At 46.6% G+C, this 26,495-nt stretch carries 22 protein-coding genes; all 22 read right to left on the reverse strand.

What is annotated here, in order from left to right; genetic code table 11:
* Positions 1-112 precede the first annotated feature (112 nt).
* Positions 113-529 carry a 2-thiouracil desulfurase family protein gene (locus tag OCV63_RS05170; protein ID WP_077138745.1) on the reverse strand — a complete coding sequence of 139 codons (417 nt, stop codon included), beginning with the start codon at positions 527-529 and terminating at the stop codon, positions 113-115.
* Between the two features lie 121 nt (positions 530-650).
* The gene (locus OCV63_RS05175; protein ID WP_002578900.1) at positions 651-827 is read right to left on the reverse strand and encodes a hypothetical protein; all 177 of its coding nucleotides are present in this window, start codon (positions 825-827) and stop codon (positions 651-653) included.
* A gap of 24 nt (positions 828-851) precedes the next feature.
* Positions 852-1,271, reverse strand: coding sequence for a nuclear transport factor 2 family protein (locus OCV63_RS05180; protein ID WP_004841005.1), 420 nt, complete (start codon positions 1,269-1,271; stop codon positions 852-854).
* 12 nt (positions 1,272-1,283) lie between these two features.
* Positions 1,284-1,871, reverse strand: a complete 588-nt coding sequence (locus OCV63_RS05185) for a DUF2812 domain-containing protein (protein WP_002578898.1) — start codon at positions 1,869-1,871, stop codon at positions 1,284-1,286.
* The gene (locus tag OCV63_RS05190) at positions 1,868-2,191 is read right to left on the reverse strand and encodes a PadR family transcriptional regulator (RefSeq protein WP_002578897.1); all 324 of its coding nucleotides are present in this window, start codon (positions 2,189-2,191) and stop codon (positions 1,868-1,870) included. The genes OCV63_RS05185 and OCV63_RS05190 overlap by 4 nt, the downstream gene beginning before the upstream one ends.
* A gap of 132 nt (positions 2,192-2,323) precedes the next feature.
* A complete protein-coding gene (locus OCV63_RS05195; RefSeq protein WP_050624151.1) occupies positions 2,324-4,708 on the reverse strand; it encodes an FtsX-like permease family protein in 2,385 nt (794 codons plus the stop codon).
* A 77-nt stretch (positions 4,709-4,785) separates the two neighbouring features.
* Entirely contained in the window at positions 4,786-7,170 is a 2,385-nt protein-coding gene (locus OCV63_RS05200) for an ABC transporter permease (protein ID WP_158362485.1), read from the reverse strand.
* A gap of 14 nt (positions 7,171-7,184) precedes the next feature.
* A complete protein-coding gene (locus OCV63_RS05205) occupies positions 7,185-7,850 on the reverse strand; it encodes an ABC transporter ATP-binding protein (protein ID WP_003501940.1) in 666 nt (221 codons plus the stop codon).
* 293 nt (positions 7,851-8,143) lie between these two features.
* Positions 8,144-8,560 (reverse strand): hypothetical protein, encoded by a 417-nt coding sequence (locus OCV63_RS05210; protein ID WP_077138744.1) that lies wholly within the window; start codon positions 8,558-8,560, stop codon positions 8,144-8,146.
* A 138-nt stretch (positions 8,561-8,698) separates the two neighbouring features.
* Entirely contained in the window at positions 8,699-9,487 is a 789-nt protein-coding gene (locus OCV63_RS05215; protein ID WP_227595908.1) for an ABC transporter permease, read from the reverse strand.
* Positions 9,472-11,355, reverse strand: coding sequence for an ABC transporter permease (locus tag OCV63_RS05220; RefSeq protein ID WP_227595910.1), 1,884 nt, complete (start codon positions 11,353-11,355; stop codon positions 9,472-9,474). Before OCV63_RS05220 ends, OCV63_RS05215 begins: the two co-directional genes overlap by 16 nt.
* Before the next feature lie 109 nt (positions 11,356-11,464).
* Entirely contained in the window at positions 11,465-13,885 is a 2,421-nt protein-coding gene (locus tag OCV63_RS05225) for an ABC transporter permease (RefSeq protein WP_158362487.1), read from the reverse strand.
* A 101-nt stretch (positions 13,886-13,986) separates the two neighbouring features.
* On the reverse strand, positions 13,987-14,247 hold the full coding sequence (locus OCV63_RS05230; RefSeq protein ID WP_118555899.1) for a hypothetical protein: 261 nt from the start codon (positions 14,245-14,247) through the stop codon (positions 13,987-13,989).
* 130 nt (positions 14,248-14,377) lie between these two features.
* Positions 14,378-15,409 (reverse strand): sensor histidine kinase, encoded by a 1,032-nt coding sequence (locus OCV63_RS05235; RefSeq protein ID WP_118555897.1) that lies wholly within the window; start codon positions 15,407-15,409, stop codon positions 14,378-14,380.
* Entirely contained in the window at positions 15,406-16,095 is a 690-nt protein-coding gene (locus OCV63_RS05240) for a response regulator transcription factor (RefSeq protein ID WP_039959333.1), read from the reverse strand. Before OCV63_RS05240 ends, OCV63_RS05235 begins: the two co-directional genes overlap by 4 nt.
* Positions 16,096-16,320: 225 nt before the next feature.
* Positions 16,321-16,950: a hypothetical protein gene (locus OCV63_RS05245; protein WP_118501961.1), complete on the reverse strand. Its 630-nt coding sequence runs from the start codon at positions 16,948-16,950 to the stop codon at positions 16,321-16,323.
* Entirely contained in the window at positions 16,943-19,417 is a 2,475-nt protein-coding gene (locus tag OCV63_RS05250) for a hypothetical protein (protein WP_118730672.1), read from the reverse strand. The genes OCV63_RS05245 and OCV63_RS05250 overlap by 8 nt, the downstream gene beginning before the upstream one ends.
* Entirely contained in the window at positions 19,414-21,531 is a 2,118-nt protein-coding gene (locus OCV63_RS05255; protein WP_118730671.1) for a hypothetical protein, read from the reverse strand. The genes OCV63_RS05250 and OCV63_RS05255 overlap by 4 nt, the downstream gene beginning before the upstream one ends.
* 110 nt (positions 21,532-21,641) lie before the next feature.
* Entirely contained in the window at positions 21,642-23,666 is a 2,025-nt protein-coding gene (gene ligA / locus OCV63_RS05260; protein WP_118501956.1) for an NAD-dependent DNA ligase LigA, read from the reverse strand.
* Positions 23,666-23,989 (reverse strand): hypothetical protein, encoded by a 324-nt coding sequence (locus OCV63_RS05265; protein WP_118501955.1) that lies wholly within the window; start codon positions 23,987-23,989, stop codon positions 23,666-23,668. Before OCV63_RS05265 ends, ligA begins: the two co-directional genes overlap by 1 nt.
* On the reverse strand, positions 23,986-24,243 hold the full coding sequence (locus tag OCV63_RS05270) for a hypothetical protein (RefSeq protein WP_118501954.1): 258 nt from the start codon (positions 24,241-24,243) through the stop codon (positions 23,986-23,988). Before OCV63_RS05270 ends, OCV63_RS05265 begins: the two co-directional genes overlap by 4 nt.
* A 64-nt stretch (positions 24,244-24,307) precedes the next feature.
* Positions 24,308-26,494 (reverse strand): PcfJ domain-containing protein, encoded by a 2,187-nt coding sequence (locus OCV63_RS05275; RefSeq protein ID WP_118730669.1) that lies wholly within the window; start codon positions 26,492-26,494, stop codon positions 24,308-24,310.
* Position 26,495: the final 1 nt, after the last annotated feature.

The following is a 26,495-nucleotide window of genomic DNA, read 5'->3' on the forward strand; positions in this document are numbered from 1 at the left end:
ATTCTATGATATAGTCGCTCATGCTCCCATTGACATTTGCATCAGGCGAATATAAAAATGCAGCCTTAATGCGTTAGGAACCTTATCCCTCAACAAATGAAAAATGGTAAACTTATATTTCTTCAACATCAATGACATGATATCCTTTTTGTTTTAATGCCTTTGCAAACAAACCCATTCCAGAAACTAACTTTCCAGTGAAGCTACCATCATATATCTGATTAACACCACAGGTAGGGCTTCTGGATTGTAATATAACTAAATCAATCTCTTCATTCTGAATTTTCGATAATGCAACTGCCACTGCCTTATTATATTCTAAACTAACATCATTTCCGTTTTCATCAACTACTCTCCCATTCACAATTTCTGCGCAGGGTCTGGGAGTTTCCATTCCTGCTAATACTTCCGGGCAGATAGAAATCACTTCTTTATCTTTTAAAAAATGGATAGCTGCTGAATTTTTGTTGTTTTTCCCATTATATTTACAGTTCTCTCCCATAATACAGGCACTGACCAATACTTTCATATTTGTCACCTCAAAGCCCAATGGCTTGCTCGAACAGTCCACAATAAAGTCCTTTAACGAATAGTCGAGATTACCAGTCTGTCAACGCACCATAGACGACAGTTCAAAAGCAAACTATGTGTTAAAGCAAACTACCCTTTAACCCTTTTTTGAAAACCAGTACAGCTCTTTCGGTTCCCCAAAAAGACATCGTAACAAGTCGATAGCTTTCCTTTTCCATTTCTTCTATTTTTGCATTGATTTTCTCTGTTACATTTTCCACGGTAATTCCTTCTACTAATTCTGTCCGATACATCATATTTTACCTCCATAAGCACTCAATTCAAAACCAATTCGCTTTTTCTGCTTTGAATTGAGGGGTATCGCCTTCCTGGTATGGATTATAGGTATTGCGATTACACCCAAATTCTTTTAATGCCTTTATTTTATTATCCTCTGTCCATTCAACCAGCGAGATTCCATCAAATTCCTCTATACTTCCATTGTTCATTTCATTTTTGAAATACCACTCCACAATCGTTTGATCTCCCTTATGAAAAAATTGCTTGATTTCCCAAATGACCACCTTGCCACGGGTATTCCATTCCTGAAACCAATGCTTTACTGTTTTTCGGTTGTTATACTGGGGACTCCAGCTTTCTGTATAGATTACATCTTCTGTAAAAATATCATCAATGCCCATATCCTGCTGATTGAGCCACATATCAAACCATAATCGGATTGTTTTTTCTCGTTCATTCATGATATAAACACCTCACCATTCTTTTGTCTTACCTTCGCGTTTGTTCTGCATAACCTGGGTTTGATATACGAGAACAGGAATCAGAGAAACCAGGGCAAGCACACCAAAAACTACCGAACATTTTGCAACCGCAAATATTGCGAACATGAGCAATATCAGCAACCACGGATTACGCAGATTTCTGTAATAGTTTTCCTTGTCCTCATAAGAAGTATGAAGTTCAAACGGCTTACCGTCATTATCTTTTTCTACGATCAACAGTTCCCGATTAAAGGTGGTGGCATTTGTTGCTATGCGTCCGCCTTTTTCAGCCCATGGCCGTAGGCGTACTTTACCAACAGAGTAGTTCAGGTTGATGTTTTTATAAAATACTTTGTAACCCATCCCCTCTAAAAACTCATGATAATCGGATGCGTTGGCCTTCGATTTTTGCCCGATAAACTCCACGCAGTATTTTACCTGATCCGGTTTACACTCCTCAAATTCATACAACATTTTTTCCGCCCGAATCAGACGATAGCCCTTTTCAGACATTTTATTCAGCCAATGTTCCTGGGCAGTCAACAAACCGCCAAAGAAACGATAATACTTTTTGCTCATACCGCACCTCCAATAATTCCATTAGCCACGCCTACAAGTTCATTGAGCCTTATCAGCTCCTTTTCTGCAATTTCTTTTCCTTGCGTTGTAATGAGATATTCTTTTTTCCGTCCCGCACTATCTCCAAAAGGTGCAATCCAGCCTTTTTCCTGCAACGAGTTCAACGCACCATATAAAGTACCTGCCCCCAGCGTGAGCCGCCCTTTTGTATTGTCTTCAATAAATTGCATAACAGCATATCCATGTTTCGGGGTATAAAGGGAGAGCAAAATAAAGAATGTCACCTCTGTGAGCGCACCGCCTTTCGCATTGTCTCGCATAACACCTGCCTCCTTATTACGGTTACTGTAATAAATATATCACTAACCGTAATAGAAGTCAATAATGATCCAAAATATAACAGCAAACTTAAAAAGCGGGGCAGCACACGCCGCCCCGCCGATCCTATATGCTTATTCCATCGCTCGCATTTCTTCCACAAGCGATTGATTTTTCTGCCTGCGCATTGTCCAGAAGGACAGGATGACCTCCAGGCCAAACAGCACCAGAACGAACAGCCCCATTTGCAGGAAGGGGAAGGAATATGGCATGATCGCTCCATGGAAAGTCATTTCGCTGAATTTTCGAGCAGCTATCATTGCAATCGGGAGGCCGACTGCCAGAGTTGCCAGCGCAGCAGAAAACGCATAGCAAATTCCCTCATAGATGGTCATTTGACAGAGCTGCTTTCTGGTCAGACCGATGGCGCGAAAGACGCTGTTTTCCCTCTTTCTGGACATCTGATTGGAGAGGGTGGTGTTGATGAGATTGACCACGCCAAAGAGGAACACCAGCCAGGACAGCGCCTGAAAACCTCCAAAAACGACCCTGTTTTCCATTTCCTCATAATCCTTATGTATCCCAATGGTATCCAAGTCAAGATCCGGATTGGAAGAAATGATCGCACTCAGACTGTTTTCAATCTGCTCCGCCTTTTGGGGATCGCTGACAATGCTCCAGGAATAATCAAAACAATCGATCATAGGCATTGCTTCCTGAAATAGCTCTTTGGTTGCAACAATGCAGGTGCTGTCCAATGCCAGAGGACCATGACCATTTTTAAGCCCATCGTTTATGAGCAGACCGGAAACAGTGACAGGAATCTCTTGATCCCCTATGGTAAGTTTGATAACTGACCCCACATCTACACCGATCATATCTTCTGCATAATCCATATCAAGTGCAATACTATGGGAATCTTGAGGTAAAGTTCCGGACACAAGCGCCGCTTCCATTTGATCCCTGTTTCGGTCACTCAACAGATCACACATTCCGCCGGAAGAACTTTCCTCATTTTCAAACCGCACATGAACCGCCTGACGATTTTCTATCACATCTGTTACGCCATCCACGGCCAGCACCTCCTGCCGAAGCGCTTCATTCAAAGGATTTCCTTTTGACATCACCTCATATTCTGTTTTTTCAGAATGGATATAGATTTTATAATCCCCATCCGGAAAATACTGTCTTGCGATCCGCTCCGGCGAACGAACCAAAAGAATAGAAGCTGTCACCAAAAGGATCACCCCGCCCAGACTCAGGGAAGCCACGATACTGATCGTCTTTTTGCGGTCACGCCTGAAATTTGCAATTCCCATGGAGAGGGGATTTAACCGCATATTCTTCTTATGTGTGTGGGCCTTTCCGCTCTGATTGCCGGTAAAGCGGACTGCTTCAATCGGGGAGATACTGGCGGCAATCTTTACCGGTCTGCGGATCGCAATGGATACCATAAACCAGCCAAGCAGTGCAGTCAAAACAATCGCGGCTGCATAAAATAGCAGATTAAACCCACGGGGAAACAGTGCAAACCCGGCTGCACATCCCAGCAAAATACCGATACCAATGCCAGCCCATCCTAAGAAACGGCCTTCTTTTTTGACAATACGGCGGATCTGTTTTGGCGTTGTGCCGATGGTCCGCAGTTGTCCATAGCTTTGGATTTTATCATTGATAGAAATTCGGAAGATACTTTGTATCACAACATACCCTCCGATGATGACCAGAACTGCAATTCCGGCAACCAGCGCCAGCATACTGACATTCACAGGCTGCTTATAGAACTTCATATAGCTGAGGTTCATGATCGGCATTTCCAGCTGATATTCCTTGGCAATCTCCCTGCTGCGGGCAGTCAGCTCTGTTTCATCCATTTGCTGCTCATTCTTAAAATGCACATAGGCTCGATAATCAGCGGGGTCATAGCCGCTCCATCCTTTCAGGGCTTCTTTGGAAAGAAGGATGGAAGATCCATTTACCTCTTTTTCCTTATAGCCTTCCATAATGCCAGTCACCGTGTATTCTCCGTGAAAGCTCTCGCTGCTTAGCATAACCTTTTCGCCAATCCCGGCGTCTGCAGCATAGTTGGAAAGGAAATAACGGCTCACCACCACCTCATCCTCCTTTTGGGGCAGTCGGCCTTCCAGCAGCTTCATCTGGTCACGGGCAATATACATCGTTTCCTCATCACAATAGATATAGGAGGCATTGTATCCCTGCTCCGCAGGTTCCACAGCCAGCATATAATACTCTCCTACCCTTGAGAAGTCATCCAGCCCCTTCAGGGTGGACACATCTTCCTCAGTAATCCTGGTATAGACCGCCTCATAAGTATCCTCCACATGATTTTTCTCTATCTGCCGGGTAGACAAAGCCATCACAATCGAAAAACAGATCAGACAGGATGCCAGCGCAACGGCGATCACCACCATCAAATTCCGGCGTTTTTCGCTTTTCAAACTTTTTCTTGCCAGTTTCCTGACAATATTTCCTGTATCATTTTCAAATGGTACTGTCATTTTGATCATCTCCTTTAAGTCTTATATTTCTGCTGTCAGCAAAGCGGCGGCTTCACATCGGAAGCCGCCGCTTCTGGTTAGTCCATGGTCTTGATCCGCTCTACAAGGGAAAGCCGTTTAGAGTAACGGACAGCAACCACAGAGAAAATTCCGGTCACGACCAAAAGTGCCAGAACAAAAACAACCGTTTCCATCAAAGGGAATTGATAGGACAGTTCCCCAAAAATATTAAAGCTGCTGATCACATAGTCAAAAATCCAGCCCAGGATTCCGCCAATGCCAACTGACAAAAATACCGTAACCCCTGCGTACCACAGGCATTCTGCGATCAGCATACGGGAAACCTGCTTTCCGGTCATTCCCACAGACTGCAAAATCCCAAGCTCCTGCTGCCTTGCCAGCAGATTGGTCATCAGGGTGTTGACCAGATTTACCATGGAGAACACAAACAGGAACGCCAGCAGCAGATAAACACCGCGGGTCATCATCTTTAGCTGCGATTCCAGGGATGCCGCATGGTCTGCTCTGGAAAAGACCGTCAGCACCGGATTTTCCAGCAGGCTGAAAATAGACGCCCTGAGCGCATCCGAGTCCTCCGAGGTATGGACATTCCAAACGGCCTCCCTGTTCTCAATATCCGGGTAGAGTTGATCGGCCAGTTCTTCTGTAAGGGTAAACAGGCCCCATGCGCCGGTGCCTGATGTTACTGACGGTTTCGCAATCCCCATGACCGTTACTTCTATGGCCTTACCGTCCATGGATTCAAAGGTCAGCACATCCCCGACCGCAGGCGTATAGCCATAAAACATACTTAAAAGATGATCTTCCGAATCAGTCACGATCACACCGTTGTTTGCGGCAAGCTCCTCATAATCTACGCTGCCCTGTTCCAGATTTTCCTCCGGCAGCCATTGTTCCATCTGCTCTCTGTCAAATACAGGGAACTTTAATGCAACACTTTCCTGGGGGAATTTCACCGTTGCGGATGTTACTTCATGGCTGGTGATAGATTCCACACCATCTATGGCAAGAAGCTCCTGACGAAGTTCTTCTGTCAATGGATTTTCACGCGCGATGGCAGGCAATCCTTCCGCGCCTCCCGAATCCATCCAGCTGACCTCATAGTTGCAGTGATCTCCCATGGCTTCTATCGCCATCTTTTCGGGACTGATGGAGTTGAGTACCGTAGCGGCTGTTACCAGAAACACACCCGTCAATCCCAGAGATACCAGAGTGATGACCGTCTTTTTCCTGCTCCGCCTAAAGTTCATCTGTGCCATGGAGAACGGCGTAATGCGGTGGTTTTTCTGATCCTTCCGGTCTGTTGCCGTTTCATAACCACTGGAGCGGACCGCTTCGATTGGGGATACCCTCGCCGCCATGCGGACAGGCGCATGAATGGACAGAAATACCGTCAGGGCGCAGGCTGCTGCGGTCGCAGCCAGATAGGGCAGATTGCCCATCCAGCTCCAATGTGCCGGGAAAATAGCAAACCCGATAGCCCCTCCAACCAAAAGCCCCAGTGGGATACCGCAAAGAGATAACAGCAATCCCTCCCGCCGCACGATCCGCCGGATCTGTTTTGGTGTTGTGCCGATCACTTTCAGGCGTCCATATTCCCGCATTTTGCCCTTTACGGAAATGAAAAAGATACTGTAAATGACCACGGCACAGGCAACCAGCAAAAGGATTGCCACGGGAATGTAATATTTCATCACACCGGACTTAAAGCCCTGCATATCGAAATAGTTGGAACTGTAAAAAATCTGATCCTCTGAGACATCGTTGGCAGAAAGGAATGCTGCAATATCCGCCTTGAGCTGCTCCAGCTCCATACTATCAGCACCAGTATAACGAAGCCGAAATTCAAACAGCGGCTCTCCCTGCGCCATCTCCTCCACAAATGCTTCAGATACATAAAGCTGGAACATACGGGAGTCATTCTCCACATCCATGATACCGCTGACGGTGTAGGTCTGCTTTCCGTTTCCAAGATTCACTTCTATGGTCTGCCCGACTTCTGCGGGGATTTCAAAATAATCAAGAAATGCCCGTTCTACCAGAATTTCATTGGCAGCCTGCGGAAGTGTCCCAGTAAAGGAAGGCTTCTTACCCAATTCCATCCAGTTGGCATCCGCATACTCCACAGTCAGAACTCTGTCACCATAGCGGGCAGAACCGTAATTCTGGGAAAGGCCCCAGCGTTCCACTTCCGGGCAGTCTTTCAGTCTTTCAATCGTATCACGGTCACAATTCACCACAACCGCCTGATACTGTCCCCGAATGTCCGCCTCCAGTTTTCTGTCACTTCCCGCTCCTGCACAAAAAATCGCTGCCATCAAAGCGGCTGCCAGAGCGATCGTTACGATCACAAACAGGTTGCGCCGCTTATCTGTCTGAATGCTTCGTGACGCCAATTTTTTAATGACCGGCCCTGTATCATTTTCAAAAGGCAATGTCATGTCTGCCACCTCCTTTATCCAACGATTTTGCCATCCTCAATCCGCACGATACGGTCTGCAAGCTGGGCAATGGCATCATTATGTGTGATCATCACCAGCGTCTGGTTAAATTCACGACTCGTTCTCTGCAAAAGCCCCAACACATCGGCGCTGGTCCTGCTGTCCAGGTTTCCAGTGGGTTCATCGGCAAGGACGATAGCGGGCTTTGACACCAGAGCGCGGGCGATAGCCACACGCTGCTGCTGGCCGCCGGAGAGGTTGTTTGGCATATTCTTCAGCTTATCCTCCAGTCCCAGCATGGACACCACATCCGCCATGAATTTCTGATCCACCGTATCCCCATCCAGTTCCACGGGCAAAACGATGTTCTCATGAACATTTAGGATCGGCACCAGATTGTAGTTCTGGAAAATAAAGCCGATATTGCGACGGCGGAATATGGTAAGCTGCTCGTCGTTCATCTTCGCCAGCTCCTTATCCCGCACCATCACGCTGCCGGAGGTGGGGGTATCCAAACCGCCCATCATGTGAAGCAGGGTGGACTTACCGGAGCCGGAAGTGCCGACCACCGCCACAAATTCGCCCTCCTCCACAGAGAAGTTCACGCCATCCAGGGCGCGGGTAATGTTCGGCTCTGTGCCGTAGTATTTTTTAAGATCAGTTGTCTGCAAAATTTTCATAACAGTTACCTGCCTTTCTTAATTTGTTGAGTATAGAGTAAAGAGCAAATGTTGCAGAATTGTCCTAAATGGCATGAAAATCTATGGTGAATTGCTTCAATTTTAGGACAATTCATATTCTTATTGAACAAGCAACTTTTTTATTGCATTGCTTCATGTATACGCTTGCTTTTGTTGATAAGATCATTATAAAACCCAAATGTCCGAGAAATGTTACAACGCTCGGACATTTCAAAAAAATTTACAGCGGGCATCCAGAAATAACTGTCCGCCGAAACATACTACACGATTTTTTAGATAGATTGATTGTGAAATAATTTCAATCCAATCACCACATTTATCATAAATTCCACAATGAGAATTATACTAATGGCAACATTAAAATTACATAAGTTATATAACCCGATATAGATTTCACAAGTAAGAAATACAACTTGCAGACACAAATTTAGGTATGCCACTAAATACTCGTTAGTTCTATTCCACAATCTAAACAGGAACCTTGTAAAAATAGGTTTTCCAGCAAAAGCAAAAAGCACTGACAATACCGGTACTAAAAATATATAGTAAGAATCTACTGCATTTCTGGGGGATGTACCTGCCCATTGAATTGCTATATTATCAGGAACAACGAAAAATAAAACAATAGATAAAATAACATTGATTATTAAAATGATTGTTGTTGCTTTGCAAAAATTGATTTTTTTCATGGTGTTTTCTCCTGTTATAAGTGTGCCTTAATTTGTTGAGTAAAGAGTAAAGGGCAAATGTTGCAGAATTGTCCTAAATGGCATGAAAATCCATGGTGAATTGCTTCAATTTTAGGACAATTCATTTTGCAGTAAGACTCACACATTTTCATCCTTTAAGGCTTCTACAATAATGTCCCTGCGGATTCTTCTGGAAGCCGCCCTGTAAATCCCACTGATGACCATTAGTACCAGAACAATATAGGCTGCCAGCCCTAATAACGGAAATACCTGAATGAACTCCATAAAAGTCACATCCTGCATCCACATCAAAACTGCGACAATCAAAAACAGAATCGGCAATCCAATGACCAAAGGTTTTCCTCCAAGGAAGAACCCTTCTATATGCAGTAAACGGTCAAGACCTTTTCTATCCAACCCCACAGAACGCAGCATGGCAAATTCCTTTCTTCTCTGATACAGACTGTTCAGGATCGCCACTGCTGCCGATGAGATTCCAATGATACCAAATAGTGCAGTCAGACTGTAAACGATCAGCATGGTCGCATCGGTCAGCCGTTCTCTGTCCAAAGCGCGCTGTGTCTTGCTGGAGGTATAGAAATCACTCGTCCCCAGATAAGTACCACAGATCTGCTCTGCCTGCGCCTGTACTTCGGCATCCAGCCCATCTTCCACGAGAAGATTCATGTAAGTCCTGTAATTGTAAACTGCACGATCTTCTCCGAAATTCTGGATAATCTCATAGTATTGATCCATCGGCACCAGAATGGGCAATGTATAAAAGGCCATATTACGCCCAATCTCCGGCATTTCAGAAAGTGCAGATGATACCGTCACATCAAAACGGTAATCCCCCTGAATGGAGTCCAGAAACTTCTCTGTTACTTCTAAAGATTGACCTTCTTTGAGTTTTAGATATGGAACCATATCTTTTTTGGCTTCATAACCTCTGGAGTCAGGATTTTCACAACAGAATTGACAATGAGCGCAGCACCCTGTTCAGAATAAGTCACCCCTGACTGCATGAGATAATCTTCATAGGCATCCTGTTCCAAACCGATCAATACACATGGGATACGGTAACAGCCATCGCGCTTTGCTACATACTCGCCAGCCGCTTTTGTGTCAAATCCTCCAGAGGAAAGAAATTCTTCCGACAGCTCACTTTCTGAAACCCAGAGCGCACAGTTCGCCATTGTATAGGTGGCCTGTTCCTCTATGTGAGGCAGCTGCTTCAATTCCTCCATAAGCGCTGGCTCTATTTTCTGACCAGACTCCATTGTAAGATTGACATTAAAGTGGCTGTCCTGTTCTGCTTTTGTATTGTTAATATCTGAAACGGAAAAAACAGCCAGAAAACTGAACATCAAAAGCATACACAGACTCAGCGTTACCGTACAGGTACGAAACAGCCTCTTATTAGCCGTCATGGAGTTTGCAGAAATATTTCCAAGAAATCCAAAGCACTTTTTCAGGATCGGATGCTTTGCTGATTTTTTCAAAGAAGGATTGCTCCAACTTTCTTTGACCGCTTCAATCGGGCGAAGTTTTCCCATCTGCCGGGCAGGACCAGATGCAGCCAGGCAAACCGTCAGGAACGAAAGAATCATGGAAACCACTGCGACCCACGGGGAAAAGGAAGCGGTTATCCGGCTCCCTGTCACTTCCTGCGTCAGGTCAGAGTATGCTGCCAATACGCCATAGGAAAAAAGGTATCCAAGTCCCACGGAAACCAGAATGGGAAGCACAGACAACCAGCGCGCCTCATATACGATCATCATGTGGATCTGCCTTGGAGTCATTCCAATGGATTTTAAGATTCCCAGCTCCTTTACCTTGCGTTTCGCAGAAATAGAAAAAGCGCCCCGAATGATATAGGCAAATACCGCCATAGATGCTGCCATGACCAAACCGAGCGCAAGCGCAAGTTTGGGAAGGTCACTGCTTAGGAAATGTCCCGGCGCATAAATTCCATACATCCCAAGCAGGGCTGTGTGGTAACGGAAGGGATAGTCACCAAATTCATCCGGCTGCAAGCCAATGTCCTCTGCTATCTGCGGGATGATTTCATAGACTTTTCGCGGCTGCGTCACTTGAAGATAAGCAACGATCCCCGTGTCCTCCGATAATGCGGTCGTGTCCAGCCACCCATACGCAGGGTAGCCATTGTATGCGCTGGAAACAGTCATATCAATCTCACCAACGATGGTGTACTGCACTTTTCCTGTTTTCACAAATTCTTCCCCGCTTTGAATGGGGGAAAGAAAATCCACAGTTGTATTTCCTTTCCTGCGTTCGCCCAAATCCAGGTTCAGCCGGTCTCCAATCTCAACAGATGGATTCTGCTCAAAAAAGCTTTTTCCAACCACAATCTCTCCCGGCGCCTGGGGAACCCGTCCGCGCAGGATCAGATTCTTTTCCCGCATACCGCCCCAATAGGCTCCATCACAGTTTTGGATCAAAAGATAGGGCAGGCCGGATGCAGCTGGCAATAAGGCGGTCTGATTATCTCCTTTTACCATGATGGTCTGGACATTTTCGTTATTCTGAATCAAATCCAGCTGGCCGGCATGAATCTCCAAAAGCTGTGCATCCCAATCACCGTAGGCTGCGATCTCCTGCTGCACACTTTGATTCCAATAGCTTTGGACGAATGTGCATAACGAACACAAAAAAGTTGATGCGATCAATATGGCTACCATGATAGAAATGGATGTACGCCGGTTTGCTTTCATATTCTGTTTCGCCAGCCGCTTTACAATCCGGCTGGTATCATTTTCAAATGGTAATGTCATAGTCCTTCACTCCTTTCACTATCATCCTAACCCCCAAATGTTGCAGAAACATCCCAAAAGCTCAACAGTTTAAGGGTGAATTGCTTCCACTTTAGGATATTTCTATTGCTTAATCTATCTCTCTCAACTGCTGCACAATAGACTTTTTCTCCAAAAGATGGATCAGAGCGGCAGCAATTAAAACAGGAAGCAAAATTGCCACTATCATATATCCAGCAAAATGTACTGCTGGGAAATGCCACACCCAAGTATCGTCGCCAACATAATTCAGATAGCGAACAATTCCATAACCGACCGCAGTTCCAATTAGGACAGCGATACAAATGTTCCAAAAAGCCAGCAAAATGCCTTCACACTGTACTGTCTGCCGTAACTGCTTTTTCGCCATACCAACAGAGCGCAGAACAGAAAATTCGTGTTTGCGGGAGAGTGTCGTAGCAATCAGTGTATTTACCAGATTGATAACTGCAAACAGCATGATGAATCCACACAGCCCCCATATCACAAGGCTGGTGCGTTGATACATAGCCTCGCTGTCTTGATAGTAGTCATAGAGAGATTCCATTGTTACCATCGGTGTGGTATCAAGCAGATCATTCATAGTTTTCCGAAGGGCTGGCTCTTGTAAAAGGTCATCCATACGAACCAGCAACTGACTGTTGAAGTTAAAGCCAGATGGCATCATTTGATTCATTAGTTCTTCTGGCAGTAGGAAAAATCCTGTTTTTCCAAAAAGTTTACCTCCACCATCATCTTCAAAGATACCATCGCTGATTTCTCCAGCAATTCTAAACTCTGTCTCCTGCTCCCGTATCCCATCAAACCAGCGGAACTTCACCGTATCTCCAACATGAAATGTCCAGTCGTAGATGTAGTCTGCATATTCATTTCGCAACACCAGAATCTCATGGTTTTCAGACATAGTTGAATAATCAGCCGTGCCAGTCACCAAATATTTTTCCAAGAGGGCCTGCTGATCTGGTGTGAATGGGGTAATATTTTCTTTTTTAGTCACTCCGTTGTATTCAAATTTTGCCTCTAATGTTTTATATTCCGAAACTTCTGCAACCCCCTCCATCTGCGCAATGGTCTGTATCAAATCTTCATTCAAAGGATTCTTTAACTGGACTCCAGTTTGTCCATGCGGGTCATTCTTGATCGCATTTCGGGAAAGCTCAACTTCAAATTCTCCATATTCTAAAAGCCCATGTCTTGTAAGGCGCTCCATATCCAGAGAAGAAAGGAGTGTTGTTCCGCCCATAAACATGATTCCTGCAATACCTAACGAAAGAACAGTTACAATCCACTTTTTCCGGTTGCGGGAACTTCCCATAATAGCCAGTGAAAAAGGGGTGATTTTCCGATGTAGTTTCTTTGAAACAGCAGGAAAACTCTCATATCCGGTGTTTTTTGCTGCCTCGATCGGTGAAATGCTGCCTGCAATTTTTGCAGGCTTGCTCATAGCCAGCCATATCATGCCATAGACAAGAAGGAAAATTACAATACTGGTTATTGCGGTATTACCCCAGCTCCATCCGTTTGGCTTGAACAGAAAAGCTGCAATCCCACCGATTACCAGCCCTAAAGCTGTACCATAAACACAGAAAATCCTACCTTGTACCCGAAGAATTTTCTTAATCTGTTTTGCAGTTGTTCCCATTGTACGCAACTGCCCAAATTCCCGCACCTGATTATGCACATAAATATAAAAAATACTGTAAATCACCAAATAACTAACAAAAAGTACAGCAAAAGAAAAGATCATAACAATCTGAATATCTTCCCAATTCGGCTCCAGAGAGGAAAGAAAACCATCGTTCGGATCAGAATTTTGCGCTGGAATACCATAGTCAGCTTCAATCTGCTTGGTCATGGCTTCAAATACCTGCTTGGACATTTCATCCGCATGAGCAAATTGAACAGCCAGCGCTGTTACAGAATGCTGGAATTGGCTTCCCGCTTCTGTATATTGTTTGGAACAGAAAAGGGAGTAGACCCGTTCTGTGGAACCACTGTCTGTAAGGCCTACCACAGTAAAGTTTTCCGTATTTCCATCATAAAACGGGATTGTGATTGTTACCCCCAACTCCACCGGAAGCCCCAGTTGCTCCAAATATGCCTTATCCACAGCTACATCATAAAGGTCTATGGGATACTGTCCTTCCACAATTTCATCCATAACGATTTGGCTGTTATTTTGCTCGATATAGACAGGGATCACCAGATAGTTTTCAATCTGCGTATTGGCCGCCTGCATATATATCTTTGAATCCGAAATTCTTTCATCATGCCGCAGGGTCTGCATCTGTTCATCGTTCAGATTGTGATATAACATCTGACTTGACACAAGCAATTCTCGTTTTGCTTCGGTTTCCATCCCAATCACAGACAAAGCAAAGCCAGACAGCAAGGCAACTGCCAACGCGATGGTCAAAACAGATAAAAATGTTTTAACCCGGCTTTGACTGATACTGTGCTTGGCATACTTTTTGACAATCCGGCTAGTATCATTTTCAAATGGTAATGTCATAGTCATTCACTCCTTTCGCTGTCATCCTAACCCCCAAATGTTGCAGAAATATCCCAAAGGCTCAACAGTTTAAGGGTGAATTGCTTCAATTTTAGGACAATTCATTTTCGTGTGTCTTTTTTATAAAGCCGGATAGATATAAGCAAAACCATTGCTAACTGAATTACAACAAAAAATAGCGTCAGCCAAACGCTCTCATAATAAGAAATATCTGTCCAGAAGACCACCAGATCTACCAGAGCCACCACACCAGCCGACCATCTGATTTCTCTTGGAAAGAAGTGCCGGAGCAGCAGAACAACAACGACCGGCGGGATCAGCAAGCAAGCTGCATTGATGAGTAATGTCTTTGTGATTTCCATAAGGCCACCTCCAATTTCATAATGTTGCTGTCAGCATAAATCCCAAATGTTGCAGAATTGTCCTAAAATCCATTGCCCTCTAAAAATTTTTCAAAAAAAAGGCAGCCTGCCAAAACAGACTGCCTCAGAATTATTTTATGGGCAGGAACACGGAAAAAGTTGATCCTTCCCCAACTTTAGACTCAACGGTAATATAGCCCCCCTGCATGGTAATGATCTCACGGGCAAGGTATAAGCCGATTCCGACCCCATCTATATCATGCACCGCTTCATCCCGATAGAAGCGTTTGAAGATCGTGCCCTGAGAATGCTCCGGGATGCCTCTGCCTGTATCTGTCACATCTATCCTCAAATACATTTCCCAATCCCGTACCCTCACCTGGATGCTGCCACCGGCAGAGGTGTACTTTACCGCATTATCCAGAATGTTAAACAATGCTTCGGAAGTCCAGCGGCTGTCATGGGATATTGTCAGATCAGATGGGCAGTCCACCGACAGGCTGATCTCTTTTTGTTCCATCGGAGCCAGAACACCATTGATGGCGCTCACCAGCGTATCCCCGATCACAGCATCCTGTTTCTCCAGCGTAATGACACCCGTTTCCAGGCGGGAGGTTTTCACCATTCCCTGAATGAGAAAATCCAGTTTATCCAGCTGTGTGCCTGTGGCCTGCAAAAACTCCTTACGCTTTTCTTCTGTCAATGGCCTTGTCAGCATCGTATCGTTGATCAGCTTCAAATTTGCGATGGGGGTTTTGGTCTGGTGGGAAATATCTGATACCAGGGATTGCAGTTCTTCCTTTTCTCCCTCTGCCGTATGTCTGGTTTTCTGCATCACATTATAGAGCCGTTCCAGACGATGGCTAATCCGAGACAGCAGTGTTTCCGCTTCATAGTCTACCTGGGGCCAGTCTGTACTGTCCATCATGTGATCCAATGTCTGGCACAAACCATCGGTGAACAGAGAAAGTTTCTTTTGAAAATAGTGCAGAAAAACCATGCCCCAAATGTAAAATGCAGCTGTCAAAATAATGCCGCAGATGACAACACGCACATCTTTCGTCAATAGGAAAAAAATCAACAGCAGCAAAGCGGCAGTGAGCAGAGTCCCCGCCACAATTTTTCTCAAAAATGCCCTGACAGATAAATTTTGCAGCTTCATCGAGGCTCACCGCCGATCCACTGATAGCCCATGCCGTAAGCTGTCTTAATATATTTCCGCTCGTCTGTTTCGATTTTTTTACGGATACGGCTGATGATCGTCGTCAGAGTATGCTCATCCACAAAATCCCCATCAATGTCCCACAGCTTCTCTAAAATCTGCCGCTTGGTCAGAATAATCCGGGGGTTCTTTACGAACAGGAACAGGGTGCGGTATTCCTTCGGTGTAAAGTCCAGGGATTCTCCGGCAAGGGACGCACTTTGTTCGGAGAAGTCAATTTTCAGAAAGCCATCATCAAACAGATCATGCCGGGGTGTCCGCAGTTCCAGATTTGCAAAAACCGCCGCTACTTTTTTGCAAAGCACCGTCACAGAAAAGGGCTTGGTCACATAATCTGCGCCGCCGACTTCATAGCCCTTGAGCATATCGCTCTCCTTATCATTGGCTGTGATAAAGATGATATAGGTATGCTGACCGCGATTCCGGATTTCTTCACACAAATCCAGTCCGCTGCCATCGGGCAGGTTAATATCCAACAGTGCCACATCAAATTCATTTTCCCGCAGCTTTCTTACCGCGCTGTCAAAATTAAAAACCGAAATGACCTCATATCCGTCAGAGGTCAGATTATATGCCAGGGTCCGATTCAAAAGCTGATCGTCCTCTACAATTAAAATCTTCTTCAAAGCCTTCACTTCCTTTCCCAATTTTCCGATCATACTGATATTCTAAACATCAAATGTTGCAGAAATGTCCCAATCCGATATTTTTCTTTTTAATTATAGGATAGCCTACTTTTCAGCACAAGAATAAAAATATGAATTTCAATGTCATGTTGGACAACAAGAACACCGCCGCAAACTATACGATTGCGGCGGTGTTGACTATGTATAAAATCTTCCTATAGATTTTTATGTATGTATCCCGTATTTCGCCGTTTGGATGTTCTCTTCGCCATGCAGGATTACTCCACCGCAAGTCTTTGCGCCCTGTACCATGTAGCCCTCAAAAAAGAAGCTGTAAGGCAGGTAATCATCCGTCAGGACGATGCGCTCATAGTTGTACCAGTTAAAGTGCTGGTCCAGAAACTTCCCCAGTTTGTGCCGAAGGATAGGATTTTCCACTACGGCCTTGAGATTTTTCCGGCTGTGAAACTCTAGCTTTGGCCGGTTCTGTTCCGGAATGGACAGCAGCCGCCACCGTGTTCCATCAACGGTTTCTTCCTCACCTGCCGCATATGCGCGAAACGGCTCATAGGGCAGCCTGATCCGTTCGGTATAGCCGGAAACGCTGTCTCTGCCAGCATCCTTCAGCCATGTGAAGGAAAACTCCAGCACTTTGACACCGTCTACGGCATCACACAGCCGCAGTTCTGCATAGGAATGAATATCTTTGGCGATCAAATACTTCTTCTCCTCCAGCCGCTGCAGTTCCTTTTTCAAAATAATAAATTGCTGCGGCGAACAGCCATTTCTGGAGCGGGTCTTGAGGGAAATACTATCCCGATCCACATAAACCGTTGCCATTGTCCTATTATTCATAATCCACCTCGTTTCTGTTATTTGCCCCTGTATGATGCATGGCAGTCTGTGTGACCAGGAATGGATGCTCTACATACTCCTCTTTTGCTGAGGTATATGCCGCTCCGCCCAGAGAGTCCAGATACTGCCATCCGTTTTTGGATTTTGAGATGTACACATAGAACGGTGCAAGCACATACTCATCCCGTTCATAGCAACCAAGATACTTTCTTGCAAGTACCGCCACAACACCCAACTCTGCCGCTTTCTGTGTTGTCAGGGAAACTGCCAGTTTCATTACTTCCTCTTTTTCAATATCATTGAGTCTGGAAGTATAAACACTCTCCAGGAATAACACAGCCTTCTCACCTGCGGCAGACTTTCCGGTAGCCGTGTTCTCCTGCGACAAATCAGCAAAAGAAAAATCGATGGCAGGTGGTTTTTGAAATGCACCTTTTGTCAGACGGAGGCAGGCGCGAGCCACCACTGTTTCATCCTTTTTCACAAGAATAATCTTCTTGTTAGAGTCAAAGGCGGCTAACAGGCACTCTCTCTGGCTTCCAGTACGGTAAGACAGGCAGGTACCATGAGGAAGCTCCCCAAGCCGCAGAGTGTGGTAAAAATCATCCACCTCTTCTGCCAGAAATGCACCTCGGGCCAAAGAAAGATTTTTCTTCCAGAGGCTCTCCTGCATCTCGCTGACAGGGTAGCGGATCTCACGCTGCAGGTCACCGGCAAAATATTTGAGTTTATAGAACTGGCCCATCAATTCAGCCTGTACGATCCGTCGCAGCGCTTCAACAGCCAACTCCTGCCCGTCCAGTTCCCCATAGAGAGCGCGTACCATAGCCGCGTCACCCCGCAGTAAAAACTCCGTGACAGTCTCCCTGTTCTGCTCCACAAAATCATCCGAGAAGACCAGCTTGTCTTTTAGTTCCAGCCAGTCTGCATCTGTTGTCAGAATATCTTTGCGTACCTGCTTCCAATCCGTCCTTTCCAAAAGAGCCGTCATATTGTTGAGGGCAAATACCGCATCCGGCTCCGCAGTGAAAGCCGGTATGAATGTCTGCAGCTTCGTATAGTGTTGTAACAGTTCCATGGCAGTCCTCCGGGTCAGTCCACGGATATGTCCAAATGAACTCCGGTACCATTCGCTAAATGGCCTTTCCAACAGACATTTTCCAAGCTGCTCCAGCTCTGTATCTCCTGTATACTGGCTGACCAGCTCCCGCTTTATCAGCTGCCGAAGTGTCAGCAAACGCTGATCCACAGGAAGAGGTGTCAGCATGGTGTATAGCCGAACGTAAACCTCTTTCTGATGCCAGAGCTGATACATTTCCTCGAAGGTGTACTGCTGCCCTTCTTCCAGAAGCGTAAAAAAGCTGTCATTGCGGTTCACAGAATCGCTGGCTTTCAAATTCTTCAGCGTCAGAGAATTGATGTTGCAATGCTCACAAAAGCCTGGCTCAAACAAAAGTGAGTATCTCCCCAAGGACAGGAACACTTCACTGTTCTGATCCACCAAATCCAGAAAATGCTTTTTTCTATGCTCCACTGCATAAATGAGAATTGAAAACTGGAATTGTCGGATTGCATTAAAATCCAAATGGAGCCTGCCGGCATACAGAGCATTCAAATAACTCAGTTGGTTGCATAAAATTTCTTTCCTTCGTTCCTTGCTTAAAGGATGTGGCTGGGAGATAAACCAGTTGAGGTCGTATTGTCCGGCATGGTTGTCCAGCCAGAGGTCAAAAAAAGCAGACAAATCCTCTGCATCATATTCAAATACAGCCAACAGCCGGCGGAATTTTCCCACATCGGTCATTTTCATCCACCGGAGATCTTTCAGGCGCTCTACTGACAGAAACAGCCGCACACCTTGCCGATAAAGCAAGATGCAGACTCTCTGGAGCGGACGATTCTGTTCCAACAGTTCCAGAGCTTTCCGCTCATTTTGATGCCAGCAAAACAGATACGAACCAAGAAACGGCTGCCGCATCATATCCCGCTGGTGCTCCGTCAGCATGGAAAGTCCCTTCCACTCCGCAATGGGAAAAGTCTGCAGGTTATCCAATATGACCTGCTCCTCTTCTTCATACATCACAAAGGGAAAATAGTATTTCAGGTATTCAAACCGCAGGGAAGGCAACAGTTCCAATTCCATGACTGCCAGCACCTGCTCTTGGGGATACGCTGTCAGTCTCTCTCCATACCCGTCTGCCGACTCTAAGACCGAAGCAATTTCTTCATCACCAATCTCCTGCCTGCACAACGCACCATAGAGTGCTGCAAAGTTCGGCACCCGAACCAGTTCTTCCTGTATCCGCTTTGTCTTTCGGATGTGCAGCCGTTCCTGTAATTGAAGTGTCTCCACCTGTCCACATGCCTGCGCTATGGCATCCTCTGAAAAGCTGCCTGTAAGCGCCGGGAGCAATCCGTCATCTTTCATTCTGGTCAATAGGGTCAGATGTTTTAATGTATTTCTCATGCTGCTTCACCTCCGATCAGTGTCAGTACCATATTCAAAATCTCATGCCTTGGCCGGGGTTCAGACTTTACCAGTTCACCACACAGTTCAAAAAAGGCATGTGCGCCTTTGGCTTCCATCGTCCGTACACAACCGACAGGCCATTCCACCAGCTTGTCAAACGCCATATTCAGCACCTCGTTCTTCTCGTCCTGATGATAATATCCCCCAATGAATTTAACCAGAGATTCGGCGCTGCCGTTATAAAGCTGCTGCAGCTTTTCCCGTTTCTGTATGGTTCGTTTTTCCTGCTCCAGTCGTTTTTCCTGCTCCTTTCTCTCAGCTTCGACTCTGCGCTCATCCTCCAACTCTTCCTTGGAATAGAATGTTTCCTTCAGCCGGTTGATTTCATAGCCGTTATACTCGCTGTGGAGAAAAAACTGCCGCAACACCGCTGCCAGCGCTTTTTTATCATAAAGGCGTTGGATCTCCGGTGCTTTTAAGGCACTTAAAACGAAGTCCTCATATTTTTCCGGCTCAGTTTGGAAAAATGAAAGCTCCACCCAGTCATAAAGCTGTCGCTGCTGCTCTGCAGTTAGGAATGGCCGGCTGATGTATGTTTTATATTCTCTTCTGCTGTAATACCCCTCACTTCTGACAAAGCATTCGTGAAAGTAAAACCGCTCACCAAAAATCGTTTGAAGATGGGGAAAAGTATACTCAGCCAGCAACCTCTCTACAAACCGGAAACATCTCCAGCTCGAAATTCTTAGGGCATACTCCCGCAGCAGTTTCAGTTGTGGCGCGTATTCGCCACCATCCCTGTGCTGCTCAAAAAACTCCCATAAATCGATTTCTTTCCTTTCCACCAGAAAGGCAAACGCCCGCCCACTGTTCTTATGGCAACTTCTGAAATATTCTCCATAATCGGCTCCGGTTAGTTCTTGGTATCTGGAAAGCCACTGTTTCAAAGGGATCGCCTGCCTGGAATGCAGCATTTGCAAGGTAAACAACTCCATATAGTTATCCCGCTCCAGTTCCTTCGCGAGATCATCGTACTGAGGATCAAACACATCAAATCGGTACGGAAAATCTTTCTGTATCGTTTGATTCATCCATAACAGTGTTTTCGGCGCTGTGGGGTTCAAACCATATTGAACCGCTTCCCAGAGTCCCTGAAATCCTTCGTACTTGACCGTAAAGCTGTCATAGAACCGAAACAGCCAGCCAAGATACTCATAAAATTCTTCCGAAAGATCCTTTGGAGCATTCAGAAGCATCCGCCCACACGCCGCTGCGATTTTCTCGGCAGTGATGCTCTTGGAACTCAACCGATCCGGCAGCCTGTCCGCCCATACAGCGAGAGAGTTTGCCAAAATGATTTCATCGCAGCGATACCCTGCTTTAGTCAAAACCGAAAATTCGCGGCTGTCGGGCTTCACATTCATATACGGCAGTTTCATCAGCGTGCGCAGCACCAGGTCGGCTTTCCCGCGGTATTTCTTTGCCTGCTCTGCATAGAACCGGATGAACCATTCCAGCACACCAAAATCATATACCAGAGAAAGTGTTCGATTTTGTGTAAACAGGCGGCTCAGCTGGGTATGCATCGCCTCATAGCCGCGTTCCGTATCATCAAATAGCGACAGTACAAACAGGGCTTCTTCCGTTCTCATATACTCTCTTTCTGCCAGTTTCTCCAACAGGGCATGGCGCTGTGCCGCATCTGTTTCCAAAAGATACAGAGCGCCCTGCAGGTACACATCTTCTCCGGCAGACCGTCGCAATTTCTGGAGGAATGCTCCACGCTGGTTACCCACAAACATATTGTCAGACTGGATCGCACAGGTATTTCCCAGCGCCAGGGCCAGAGCGCGGAACACCTGGACATCATCGCCCAGTTTTTCCTCAAACCGCTCCAACACCTCGCCAGGGTAACGCAAATGGTATGGTTCAAAATAGCCGGACACATCCGTTTCCACCTGCCATATCTGCATCGCCCTTGTTTGTCGGTAAGTCCTTCTCGCCGTATCGTCCTGAGAAGTCTGTACTACCAATTCGGCAAAGGAATGGTAAAGCTCCAAATCAATAGCCCTCTGATATACCCGGTAAACCGGTATCCTGTCGATATGCATTAAAATCCCTCCTACTTGAAATCTTCCATAAAAGATATGGGGAGAGAGCCCTGTTTCGGCTCTCTCCCCATTGATTAACTGACAGCACACCGATGGTATGCTATATTATCTTACTCAGCACCAGCCATACTGAAAAACTCCGCAGGCGACAGCACTGTAACGCCCAAATCCCTGGCCTTGGATAACTTGCTGCCGGCATTTTCGCCGCAGACCAGATAATCCGTCTTCTTGGACACCGAGCTGCCGGCATGGGCGCCCAGTGATTCGATCAGGTCATTGATTCCGTCCCGGGTGTAGGGTTCCACCTTGCCGGTAACTACGATAGTCTTTCCTACAAAGGGATTATCCTGCACCCTGTCTTCGCTGTGTTCTGCCACAGCAGGCTTTTGAATATTCATCATAGTCTGTAACTCCTCCCAAATACAGAAATTATCTTCTACACAGAACCAGTCGTGGATATTGTTATGCAATGTCTCCCCGAAATCCGGAAGCTGCCGAAAATCATAGCCTCCATAGACCGCATCCCGAAACTCATCCAAATCATAGTGGAACACACGACCCAATACCTTGCTGGCAGTGTTGCCGATCATAGGGATGTCCATAGAAATCAGATACCGTTCAAAGGTGGTATTCCGGCTCTGCTGGATAGCGTCCCAAAGGCGCTGCCAGGACTTTTCACCAAACCCATCCATGCGGACGATTTCAGCCCGGTAGCGGTCCAGACGGTAAATGTCCAGATAACTATGGATAAATCCCTGACCAATGAATTTTTCCAGTGTAGCCTCCGACAGCCCTTCAATGTCCATCGCCTTCTGGCTGACAAAATGAACGAACTTCTTCAGCCGGCGTGTTTCACAGTCAGGATTATCGCAGTACAGCGTCTTGATGATGCGATCCTCGCTCTTTTCGCCCTTTCCGCTTGATTCATGGATGCGGGTAGGCTGTCCGCAGCAGGGGCAAACATGGGGAATCGTATCCGCCATAGAGAAACCGCCTCTGTCCAAATTTTCCTCCACATGAGGGATGATCATATTTCGCTTGCTTACCAGAATCCGGTTTCCAGCCATCAGTTCCAGATCCTCAATAAAGGACAAGTTGTGCAGACTGGCCCGGCTGACCTCGCAGCCATCGATTTCCACCGGTGTAAACACAGCTACCGGAGCAATCTCTCCAGTTCTGCCCGGTGTCCATTCAATGTACTGCAGCAGGCTCTCATGCAGGTCATCTTCAAATTTATAGGCCAGACCGTCCTTATAGTGATGTCCGGTGTGGCCGCAGCTCTGGGCATAGGCGATGTCGTTAAACGAAACCACGATACCGTCAATGGGGATATCTTTGTCAGTGGCATATTGCCTCAGCTGATAAATACCGGCTTCCACATTTTCCAATGTCAGTTTCTGCTTTGTGACCAGATACTTGCAGGGCTGGAACCCCAGCGCACGCAATTCCCGCAGCTTATCTGATTTCCGGGTCAGGTGCGGAAAGCCCTCCAGCACACCAAACGGCATGAAAACCAGCCGACGCTCCTGGCATGTCTTGGCATCCATCAGACGGATGGAACCAGCAGCCAGATTGCGGCCGTTTTTATAGGGCTTACCGCTGCTGTCCTGCAGGCTGGTCTTCAGTTCCTCAAAATCACTGGGTCTGATAAAGCCCTCACCCGTCACAACCAGTCTCTCTTTGTAGGTAATGTGGGAAGGAATACCGCTGATGGCTCGGGTGTTATGGGTAATGATCTCCCCTTCGTCACCATCGCCACGGGTAGCCGCCTCCAGAAGTTCTCCATTCTCATAGGTCAGCTTTACAGTCAGGCCATCCAGTTTGAGCATCAGCATCACCTGCTGCTCACCCATGAAATTCAGAAGAACCATACTGCTCTTAGTCTTATCCAAAGACAACAGCGGGATCTCATGTCTGGTTTTCTCCAGTCTGCTTACCGCAGGATAGCCTACTGTCTGGGTTGGCGAATTTGCCATTTGGATTCCCGTTTCCTGTTCCAGCTCTTTCAACTCGTCAAAGAGTCTGTCATAGACCTCATCTGACACACTGGGCGCATTGCGGTTATAATACTCATCCCGATAACGGTTGAGCCGGTCATTCAATTCTCTCTGCTTTTCAAAAATATTCCGTTCCATTATGCTGCCTCCTTTTCAAGTACCCGGAAGGACATAACCAGTTCTTCTTCCGTATGCTTCTGTTCACTGTCGAAAACACTGCAAACACCGTCTGTAAACTGCCAGTGGGCGGCTCTGCCCCACCAAAGGATTGGGCCGCGGCCGCCGTTCCCTCTGTTGGCAGACGCATCTGGCTGATTCGCTACGGTACTATAAAAGCCCTGCGTGTTTACCAGCGTAATGTTCCGTATCTGTCCAATACATTCCGGTCGGCAGTGATCCAATATCTCCAACTGCGTCCCTTCCCGAAGTGTCCTGCGCAGCTGATTCAGGTTTTTGATCATGCGCTTTTCTCCTTTCCCCGCCCCACAGGGCAATCCTGCTGTGCGGTATGCAGCCCATTTCTGCCGGCTGCATACCTGCCAAAATTCAATTCATGGACAATACGCTGAATGGCGTCATCATCGTCCCACGCTGCGTGAAGCGTATTCCGCTCTGGTCCGGCTCCCACATGGACACATACCTTTTCACTGCCAACCTGCAGCAGCACATCCTGTCGCCTGGCGCAAACCACTGCCAGATTTCCAATTTGTTTCATGCTCTGCTCCTTCCTTGTTCATCAATAGCCGGACACCCAAAGGATGCCCGGCCATTCTCATTTGTCACGCTGCAGCAGCCAGCGCCGGAGACTGGATGCTATCCGTGTTCTCCATCAGATCTGCCATCAGCACATCCACCAAAAGTTTTCCTGCCAAATGGCCGGTATGGATGATGACCCGATCCTTCTTCAACTGGATAAACTCCTTCTCACGAAGGACACGGCTCTCTGCAGCCAGCGCCTTGTCGCTTTCTGTCAGCCTGGCGGTAACCACCCGCTGCCACTTCTGCAGGAACTCTGTTGCCTGCTCAATGTCCTTCTTCTGCCGGTCATATTCCGTCCGTTTCTGCCGCACTGTTCCATCCGGCTCCACTTCCAGCGTGTAATAGGCATGGAAAGGATCATCCGTTTTACGCAGAAACATCACAAAGCTTTCTCGCCGCTCAATCCGATCCCAGTAGCGGTCGCTGCTTCCTACACAGTGATGGAGCGCACGCCCCTCGGTAATAATATCCAGAATACCGCTTGGCACCACTACCATATAATCCGCATCGGCGTACTCATATTTCGTTTTGATTTCCTGACAGATGGCATTAACATGGGGGAATTTCTCCTCCATCTCCTCGGCCTGCAGTTCAATATCCTTCTCCTGGCATTTGAGCACCAGATCATCATGGCGCCGCCGCAGCTTTCTGGTGCGATATACGATCTCATCATAAACATCCATGTGCAGTTTCTTTGCCATGGAAAGATAATCCTCCCATGTACGCAGTACCTCATGGCTGTTTCGCCGGAAAGATGGCATCTGACGCCGCACATAGTTATAGACCTGCACCATGCTCATGCGGTCGGCAATGAACTGGACATCCCTGGGCTTAATATCCTGCTGATACATCCACAAAAGGACATTATCCGGGATTTCCCTGCCGGTGCCCTTTTCATATTGCAGCCACCGCAGCAGATCACAGCCTCCATTATGGAGCCGAAGGCGCTGAAACCTTCTGCTGTCAAGTCCCAAGGCTTTGATCAGGCTCCCTGTACTACGGTTTTTGATAAGTTCACTGACCGTTCCGCAGGAACTGAAACATTCTCTGGTAAGCTTCGGCAGGCTCGCCTTGCTGATCTGTTCCATTTGCGGTATCCGTTCGAGCACAGCCAGATATTTTTCCGGATCAACGCTTTTCTGCTTCCGAATCCAGTTGACCAGCCCTGTGCATCGAAGTTCCTTCTGTTCCAGAGTTGGCAGCGTTTTGCCATAGACCCGTCCATTATGCGAACCAGACCAGTTGTAAGAACAGGGGGATCCGGAAATCCAACGCATATTGCGCTGCTTATACAACCCCCAATAGTAGGTTCTTGGCTTCCTTTCCTTGTCATAAATCGTGCGCCGGATTTCCTGGCAATAAAGTCTGGAGTTTGGAAGGCTTTCTTTTCTGTATGTCCGGTCAGCCTGAAATTCACGAACTACAAAGCCAACTTTGCATCGCTGGATCAGGTAGGCAAAATGTTTTTCTGTCTGCATATACCCCGCTCGTCCATAGGCTTTGAATACCACCGAATGGCGGCAACAACTACAGCGGCCTTTTTGATTGTGATGTGGATGTACCTTGATCGGTACTTCCTTTTCGCAGTAGGTACAATAACCTGTTTTGGCGCCGCCCTTTTTGTAGTGGTAGTAAATGTAATTTTGCCGGATGGCAACCTTATCCACCCATCGACTCCAGTCCTTCGGAAGTTCCGGCACCTGTTCCATATCTTTATCCCATGGATCAGTTTCCCGCCGGTGCCGCTGTTCGAGCTGTTCATCGCGCACATCCCGCTGAAACTGCAGGATGGCCTCTACCGCTTTTTTATCAATGTTCAGATATGTCTGTATAGATGTCTCATCTTCCTCGCTGATCCAGTAGGCTTTGGTATACCAGTATTGCCGCTTCCAGTCCAGTCTGTCCAACTTGGATTCGCACCATTTCTGTATCAGGCTGTTATAGGTAATAAACTGCCGCTTTTCTTTATCCAGATACACTTCATAGGCCGGATTACTCCCATCCAAGCGAAGATGCTCTGGGAAAAAGAAAGCCACCTTCAATATTCCATCCTGTTTGATACATCTCAGATAGGTATAATACTCACAGACTTCCCGAACATATCCGTAGTCAGTTTTTTCCTTTCTTGGCAGGTCTGAAGTCGCGATTTTCTTCATTTCATCCGTCGCTGTCAGATTGGGAAGTGCCATCAGGGCTCTTTTTTTCATC

It is taken from the genome of Laedolimicola ammoniilytica (assembly GCF_025567165.1).
GTDB lineage: Bacteria > Bacillota > Clostridia > Lachnospirales > Lachnospiraceae > Laedolimicola > Laedolimicola ammoniilytica.

Excerpts from the sequence above, each read along its gene's own strand:
- OCV63_RS05170 (WP_077138745.1), bottom strand. The coding sequence starts at position 529 with ATGAAAGTATTGGTCAGTGCCTGTATTATGGGAGAGAACTGTAAATAT.
- OCV63_RS05175 (WP_002578900.1), bottom strand. The coding sequence starts at position 827 with ATGATGTATCGGACAGAATTAGTAGAAGGAATTACCGTGGAAAATGTA.
- OCV63_RS05180 (WP_004841005.1), bottom strand. The coding sequence starts at position 1,271 with ATGAATGAACGAGAAAAAACAATCCGATTATGGTTTGATATGTGGCTC.
- OCV63_RS05185 (WP_002578898.1), bottom strand. The coding sequence starts at position 1,871 with ATGAGCAAAAAGTATTATCGTTTCTTTGGCGGTTTGTTGACTGCCCAG.
- OCV63_RS05190 (WP_002578897.1), bottom strand. The coding sequence starts at position 2,191 with ATGCGAGACAATGCGAAAGGCGGTGCGCTCACAGAGGTGACATTCTTT.
- OCV63_RS05195 (WP_050624151.1), bottom strand. The coding sequence starts at position 4,708 with ATGACAGTACCATTTGAAAATGATACAGGAAATATTGTCAGGAAACTG.
- OCV63_RS05200 (WP_158362485.1), bottom strand. The coding sequence starts at position 7,170 with ATGACATTGCCTTTTGAAAATGATACAGGGCCGGTCATTAAAAAATTG.
- OCV63_RS05205 (WP_003501940.1), bottom strand. The coding sequence starts at position 7,850 with ATGAAAATTTTGCAGACAACTGATCTTAAAAAATACTACGGCACAGAG.
- OCV63_RS05210 (WP_077138744.1), bottom strand. The coding sequence starts at position 8,560 with ATGAAAAAAATCAATTTTTGCAAAGCAACAACAATCATTTTAATAATC.
- OCV63_RS05215 (WP_227595908.1), bottom strand. The coding sequence starts at position 9,487 with ATGGTTCCATATCTAAAACTCAAAGAAGGTCAATCTTTAGAAGTAACA.
- OCV63_RS05220 (WP_227595910.1), bottom strand. The coding sequence starts at position 11,355 with ATGACATTACCATTTGAAAATGATACCAGCCGGATTGTAAAGCGGCTG.
- OCV63_RS05225 (WP_158362487.1), bottom strand. The coding sequence starts at position 13,885 with ATGACATTACCATTTGAAAATGATACTAGCCGGATTGTCAAAAAGTAT.
- OCV63_RS05230 (WP_118555899.1), bottom strand. The coding sequence starts at position 14,247 with ATGGAAATCACAAAGACATTACTCATCAATGCAGCTTGCTTGCTGATC.
- OCV63_RS05235 (WP_118555897.1), bottom strand. The coding sequence starts at position 15,409 with ATGAAGCTGCAAAATTTATCTGTCAGGGCATTTTTGAGAAAAATTGTG.
- OCV63_RS05245 (WP_118501961.1), bottom strand. The coding sequence starts at position 16,950 with ATGAATAATAGGACAATGGCAACGGTTTATGTGGATCGGGATAGTATT.
- OCV63_RS05250 (WP_118730672.1), bottom strand. The coding sequence starts at position 19,417 with ATGAGAAATACATTAAAACATCTGACCCTATTGACCAGAATGAAAGAT.
- OCV63_RS05255 (WP_118730671.1), bottom strand. The coding sequence starts at position 21,531 with ATGCATATCGACAGGATACCGGTTTACCGGGTATATCAGAGGGCTATT.
- ligA (WP_118501956.1), bottom strand. The coding sequence starts at position 23,666 with ATGGAACGGAATATTTTTGAAAAGCAGAGAGAATTGAATGACCGGCTC.
- OCV63_RS05265 (WP_118501955.1), bottom strand. The coding sequence starts at position 23,989 with ATGATCAAAAACCTGAATCAGCTGCGCAGGACACTTCGGGAAGGGACG.
- OCV63_RS05270 (WP_118501954.1), bottom strand. The coding sequence starts at position 24,243 with ATGAAACAAATTGGAAATCTGGCAGTGGTTTGCGCCAGGCGACAGGAT.
- OCV63_RS05275 (WP_118730669.1), bottom strand. The coding sequence starts at position 26,494 with ATGAAAAAAAGAGCCCTGATGGCACTTCCCAATCTGACAGCGACGGAT.